We start from the raw sequence: 6,000 nt of genomic DNA on the forward strand, positions 1-6,000 counted from the left end.
GCGGTCGACCGGTATCCCGCCCGTCGCGGCGCGCGCCCAGCGGCATGTTCGCTTGCTGTACATGCGATTTGCAATCAGTCGTTGCCGTCGGGTAACTTCGTGTCTTGCAGCGCGGGGTGGAGCAGCTCGGTAGCTCGCTGGGCTCATAACCCAGAGGTCGCAGGTTCAAATCCTGTCCCCGCTACCACTAGTTCGAGGTCGGTACTCATTCGAGTACCGACCTCGAACTCTTTTGGTCGTCGAACACGTTCGCATGTGCGTACCTGAAGCCGCTCCACGATCCAGAAGATCATCGAGTCACCGCCGCGCCTTGCGCGAATGACTCGATGATCAGCTCCCAAGAGCGTCTAGGTGTCGCTTGCGGTTGTATCGGGGGTGTCGTCGTCCTCGGGCACGTCGGCTGTCAGGTCGACGGTGTCGCCACCTTCGAGGACGGTCAGCTCCTGCTCGGCCTCGGCGATCAAACCTCTGGCTTCGTCCTTGATCTTCTTCGCCCAATCGGACATTCTGCTGCTCTCCTCCGCGTCGACCGTGTACCTCATTCTCTACCAGGTCGTCCCGGTGAGTGACGGCGGTCCACTAGAGTTCGCCGAGGACGCGCCGCAGGATCTTTCCCGTCGCGTTGCGGGGAAGTTCGTCGACGAAAACGATGTCCCGTGGCACCTTGTATCTGGCGAGATGTTCCTTGACGTACGACCGGATCGCGTCGGCATCACGGGGCGAACTCGCAGTCGGCACGACGAACGCCTTCAATCTTTGTCCGAATTCCGGGTCGGAGTCGCCGAGCACGGCTGCCTCGATGATGTCGGGATGCTCGGCAAGCAAGTTCTCGACTTCCAAGGGGTACACGTTCTCGCCCCCGGAGACGATCATGTCGTCGTCGCGGCCGTCGACGAACAACAAACCGTCGGCATCGAAATGGCCCACGTCGCCCGTCGACAGCATCCCGTCGATGCGTTCCTTGTCGCGGCCGTCGGTGTAGCCGGAGAAGCTCAGGCCGCTCGCGACGAAGATGCGTCCAACGGCACCTGCTCCGCGGACGGGATTGCCGTCGCTGTCGAACAATTCGACCCGGCAAGTGACAGGCGGCCTGCCTGCAGTTCCGGGCGCGCGTTCGAGGTCCTCGGGTGTGGCGACTGTTGCGACTGCAACCTCGGTGGAGCCGTAGAGATTGTGCAGGACAGGCCCGAATGCTGCGGCTGTTCGGCGGCACAGCTCGGGCGAGATCGCCGAACCGGATGCGAAGAGAATCCGAAGCGAGGATGTGTCGTAGGACGACAGTGTGTCGGCAGGCAAGTCGACTATTCGCTGCAGCATCGTCGGTACCAGCACGAGAGAATCTGCTCGGTATCGCGCTACGAGCTGCATCGTGTTCGCAGGATCGAACTTCCGATGCATCACGACCGTGTTGCGCAGAGCGAGCGCCAACGCGAATTGGGACAGCCCGGTGCCGTGGAAGATCGGCGCTGACATGATCATCGTCTGGTCACGTCGCAGCGGGACGCGGTCGAGGAACTGAGCCGAAGCGAGCGGTGAGGTATGTTCGCGCGGTGCGCCTTTCGGCGTTCCAGTGGTGCCGCTGGTAAGTAAGACGAAGCCTCCCTGCGACTCGGGAGCCGGGACGGCGTCCATGGAGTTGGCTGCTCGAACATCATCCAGCGGGGTAGCGTCCGGGTTGGGGGACTGAGACCACGCCAGGTACCGCGTGACCTCGGGTGCGAGCGCAGCAGCCACTGCCGAGAACTCCTCGTCGTACACGAACGACCCGATTTGCTCCCGAACGGACACATCGGCCAGTTGTGGCGGAGCGAAGCCGGTGTTCATCATCACGAGCCTGACACCGGCTTTGGCCGCAGCAAGCATTGTCAGCACCAGGCCACGATGATTGCGGGCCATGACTCCCATGACCGATCCGGCTCCGATGCCGTCCTTCGCCCACCCTCGCACCACCGCGTTCGAGTACTGCTCGAGCTCGACGTAGGACAGTGGTCCGAGTTCGTCGACGATCGCCGGTGACGTCACTCCAGCTCTGGCGTTCGCGTGAACCGGCCCCGCGAACGGCCCGTACTTCGCTACCGCGCGCAGTGAGGCGATTCCATGATCGAGCCTCGGGAACGGGACCAGCCCCGCTCTGTTCATCACACGGACGGCAGCGACCCCACCGATGATGTGCGACAACGTGTGGTGGCGCGCCACGTTCTGCTTGACCGACACGATCATCCCCCTACAGATCCCTCGGTACAGCTGCGTGCGCTGCGCCCTGCGTACGCGATCCTAGTTCCCCGTCGACGCGGTCGGGCGGCTTCACAGGTGAACAGTCGTACGGCGGCTATCCGTCGTTTCGTTCGGCCTCTATCAGCCTCCGTCGAAGGTATCTGCGGTCGGGCTCGGACCCGGCCAGTACGAGTGCTCGTCTGAAGTCGCCGGCAGCCTCGTCGAATCGGTTGCACCGACACAACAGGTCCGCCCGCGCCGCATGAAACGGGTGGTAGCTCTGCAACTGTGGATCGCTCCGAAGCGATTCGAGTAGTTCGAGGCCGACGTGTGGGCCGTCGCGCATGGCCACCGCGGCCGCGCGATTTAGCGACACGATCGGCGACGGTGCGATGGTGGCGAGTACCCCGAACAATTCGACGATCTGCGGCCAATCCGTCTCTGCGGCCGTAGGGGCCTCGGCGTGCAGGGAAGCGATCGCGGCTTGCACACCGTAGGGGCCAGGGTTGCCACCGGTGAGAGCGTGGACGGCAAGGGCTGACCCTTCGGCGATCATGTCCCGATCCCACAGTCCGCGATCCTGTTCATCGAGCATCAGAACCATCCCGTCGCGGGTACGCGCAGCATGACGCGCGTGGGTCGACAACATGAGGGCGAGAAGTCCCGACCCCTCCCGCTCGTTCGGCAGCAGTGCACGAAGGATTCGGCCGAGGCGAAGCGCCTCTTCGGCGAGATCGAGGCGAATCAGATTCTCGCCGGACGACGCGGAGTACGCCTCGGTGAAGATCGAGTAGACCACCTGCAATACCCCGGGCAATCGCTGGGGGAGTTCGCCGGTGTCGGGAACTCGAAAGGGAATTCGGGCGTCGCGGATCTTCTTCTTGGCCCGAGAAATTCGTTGAGCGGCCGTCGACGGCGGAATCACGAACGCCCGGGCGACCTCGGCCGTGGTGAGGCCCGCGAGGCAGCGGAGGGTGATCGCCAACCGATCGTCGGACTGCAGGGCAGGGTGCGCGCAGGTGAAGAAGAGTTGGAGTCTCTCGTCCGGAAACTCCTGTGACGGCTCGTCTGCTGGTGAGACCGGCGCTGCACTGTCTTGCTCGACGTGCAGGATCGCCAGCTTGGCTGCGTAGGACTGATCGCGCCGTAGTCGGTCCACGGCCCGACGCCTGGCTGTGGTGAGCAGCCAGGCACCGGGCTTGCGCGGAACGCCGTCGATCGGCCAGTGATGCAGTGCGGCTTCGAGGGCCTCGGACGTGACTTCCTCGGCAAGATCGAGGTCTCCGTACCGACGGACGAGCGTCGCGAGCAGGCGTCCGTGTTCCTCGCGGAACACCGATTCCAAGGATGCGCGCGTGTAGTCGCTCATCGGCGTCGACAGCGTCAGAACTCGGCGATCGGCCGGACCACGACGGAACCGCCGCCGCGCGAGCCTGGGCAGCGAGCCGCCCAGTCGAGGGCTGCGTCGAGATCACGCACGTCGATGACCTCGAAGCCGCCCAGGACCTCTCGGGTCTCGGCGAAGGGACCGTCGGTGACGCTGCGGGCTCCTGCCGAATCGACCTGGACAGTCGTGGCTGTCGTGAGGTCTGCCAGCGCATGCCCGGTGACCCACACTCCGGCGTCCTGCATCTCCTTGCCGAACTGGACCCAGTCCTCCACGGAGCAGCCGTTGTCGAACTCGGCGCTCGGTGCATTGATCAGCAGCATGTACTTCATGATGGTCTCCCGTATCTCGTGTCCTTACGTGGCTTACATGATGACGACGAATGGGAATGCTTGTTTTCGACACGGCCCGAGGACTTTCTTTCGCCCCATGCACGAGACCCCGCAACCGGGACGGCTACGGGGTCTCGTGCATGCAGTTTCGTGCATGGGCAGAAAATCTACTTCAGCTCGGCGGATGTCTTTCCGAGCACTCGTCGAGCGACGATCAGCTGCTGGATCTGCTGGGTGCCCTCGAAGATGTCGAGAATCTTCGAGTCGCGGCTCCACTTCTCGAGCAGCAACCGCTCCGAGTAGCCGTAGCTTCCCGCGAGTTCGACGGCCTTGAGGGTGATGTCGGTGGCGGAGCGACCGGCCTTCGCCTTTGCCATCGAGGCCTGCAGCGAGTTCGGCTCCTTGTTGTCTGCCATCCATGCTGCCCGCAGCGCGAGCAGATGCGCCGCTTCCCAGTCCGCTTCGAGCCGAAGGAACTCGGCTGCCGCTGCGTGCTGGTTGTATGCGGGAGTGGTGTAGGAGATTTCGACCCCGGCCTCGACGAGGATCGAACGCAACTCTTCGAGTGCCGCACGTGCGACGCCGATGGCCATGCCGGCGACGAGCGGACGCGTGTTGTCGAACGTCTGCATGACGCCCGCGAATCCCTTTTCGGTGTTCACCTCGGCCGAGCCGAGGAGGTTGTCCTTCGGGATCCGGCAGTCTTCGAGCAGCAATGCCGCCGTGTCCGAGGCCTTGATGCCGAGCTTGTGCTCGAGACGCGCGACGCTGAGGCCTGGAGCGTCACGTGGGACGACGAAAGACTTGATCGCGGCGCGGCCCTTGGACTTGTCGACGCTCGCCCATACAACGATGTGCGTCGATCGCTCGCCCGCAGTGACGTAGATCTTTTCGCCGTTGAGGACCCACTCGTCGCCGTCGAGAACGGCGGTAGTGGTGACTGCGGCGGAGTCGGATCCGAAACTGGGCTCGGTGATGGCCATCGAAGCCCAGACCTTGCCGAAACGCTCCAGCTGCTCGTCGGTGGAGACGGCAGCGATGGCCGAGTTTCCGAGACCCTGGTAGGGGATCGACAGCGTCAGACCGACGTCGCCCCAGCACGTCTCGATGACATTGACGAGAGCGGCCATGTTGCCGCCGTTCGCGTTCGCCGTCTTGCTGGGCTTCTTGGCGTTCTCGCTGTCCTTCTCACGACCGCCCGCTGCGCCACCGACTTCGGTGCCGGCGTCGGACATGCCCTCGACCATCGAGGCCATCGTGTCGAGCTCGACTGGATATTCGTGCTCAGCCAGGTCGTATTTGCGGGAGATGGGGCGAAAGATCTCGGCCGCGACCTGGTGTGCCTGATTCGCTTGCGCCCGAAGCTTCTTGGGTAGTTCGAGATTGATCATGGTTTATCGATTCCTTGGCGGGGTTCTCGAGAAGATGGGGGCGAATCAGATGAGGACGATGCCCTCGGTGACACCGACGGCGCGGAGGTCGCGGTACCAGCGTTCCACGGGGTGTTCCTTGGTGAATCCGTGTCCGCCGAGCAACTGCACGCCGTCGGAACCGATCTGCATGCCCTTCTCGGCCGCGAGGCGTCGCGCGAGCGCGGCTTCGCGGGCGAACGATTTACCCTGTTCGGCGCGTGACGCGCCGCGCAGAGTCACCAGCCGCAAACCGTCCAGTTCGATCGCGATGTTCGCGACCATGAAGGCGACGGCCTGGCGGTTGCTGATGGGTTCTCCGAACGCCTCACGCTCGTTGACGTACGGAATGACGTAGTCGAGGACGGCTTGACCGGTTCCGACCGCGAGAGCCGACCAGCCGAGACGTGCGAGGCTGATGGCGTCGGCGTAATCGAGGGCACGCTGGTCTGCGTCACCGTCACCGAGAAGCGCGGACTCGGGAACCGCGACATCGGTGAGCACGAGACGACCGAGGCCGGCTGCGCGAAGTCCCATGCTGGGATCGGCTTCGACGACGAGGCCCTTGGTGTCGGACTCGACGATGAAGAACGCCGGGCGGCCTTCCAGTTCGGCAGCCACGATGAACAGCTCGGAACTGCCGGCGGCGGGTACGACG

Annotated in this window: 6 protein-coding genes and 1 tRNA gene; 1 reads left to right on the forward strand and 6 read right to left on the reverse strand. The window is 64.0% G+C overall.

Annotated elements, in window-relative coordinates; translation table 11 throughout:
* Positions 1-110 precede the first annotated feature (110 nt).
* Positions 111-187 (forward strand) — tRNA-Met (locus tag A2J03_RS01620).
* 160 nt (positions 188-347) lie between these two features.
* Here A2J03_RS01620 and A2J03_RS30830 read toward each other — a convergent pair.
* The 6 genes from A2J03_RS30830 to A2J03_RS01650 form a co-directional block, all read right to left on the reverse strand.
* Positions 348-506 (reverse strand): hypothetical protein, encoded by a 159-nt coding sequence (locus A2J03_RS30830; RefSeq protein WP_197480558.1) that lies wholly within the window; start codon positions 504-506, stop codon positions 348-350.
* Positions 507-579: 73 nt separating this feature from the next.
* Complete coding sequence (locus tag A2J03_RS01630; RefSeq protein WP_231912321.1) at positions 580-2,139, reverse strand: acyl-CoA synthetase; 1,560 nt, start codon at positions 2,137-2,139, stop codon at positions 580-582.
* A 190-nt stretch (positions 2,140-2,329) separates the two neighbouring features.
* Complete coding sequence (locus A2J03_RS01635; RefSeq protein WP_068368826.1) at positions 2,330-3,583, reverse strand: RNA polymerase sigma factor; 1,254 nt, start codon at positions 3,581-3,583, stop codon at positions 2,330-2,332.
* A gap of 14 nt (positions 3,584-3,597) precedes the next feature.
* The gene (locus A2J03_RS01640) at positions 3,598-3,933 is read right to left on the reverse strand and encodes a YciI family protein (protein ID WP_068368830.1); all 336 of its coding nucleotides are present in this window, start codon (positions 3,931-3,933) and stop codon (positions 3,598-3,600) included.
* A gap of 167 nt (positions 3,934-4,100) precedes the next feature.
* Positions 4,101-5,324: an acyl-CoA dehydrogenase family protein gene (locus A2J03_RS01645; protein ID WP_068368833.1), complete on the reverse strand. Its 1,224-nt coding sequence runs from the start codon at positions 5,322-5,324 to the stop codon at positions 4,101-4,103.
* A gap of 45 nt (positions 5,325-5,369) precedes the next feature.
* A partial coding sequence (locus A2J03_RS01650) for an acyl-CoA dehydrogenase family protein (RefSeq protein WP_197480559.1) occupies positions 5,370-6,000 on the reverse strand: 631 nt, incomplete at its 5' end.

It is taken from the genome of Rhodococcus sp. EPR-157 (assembly GCF_001647195.1).
Lineage (GTDB): Bacteria > Actinomycetota > Actinomycetes > Mycobacteriales > Mycobacteriaceae > Rhodococcoides.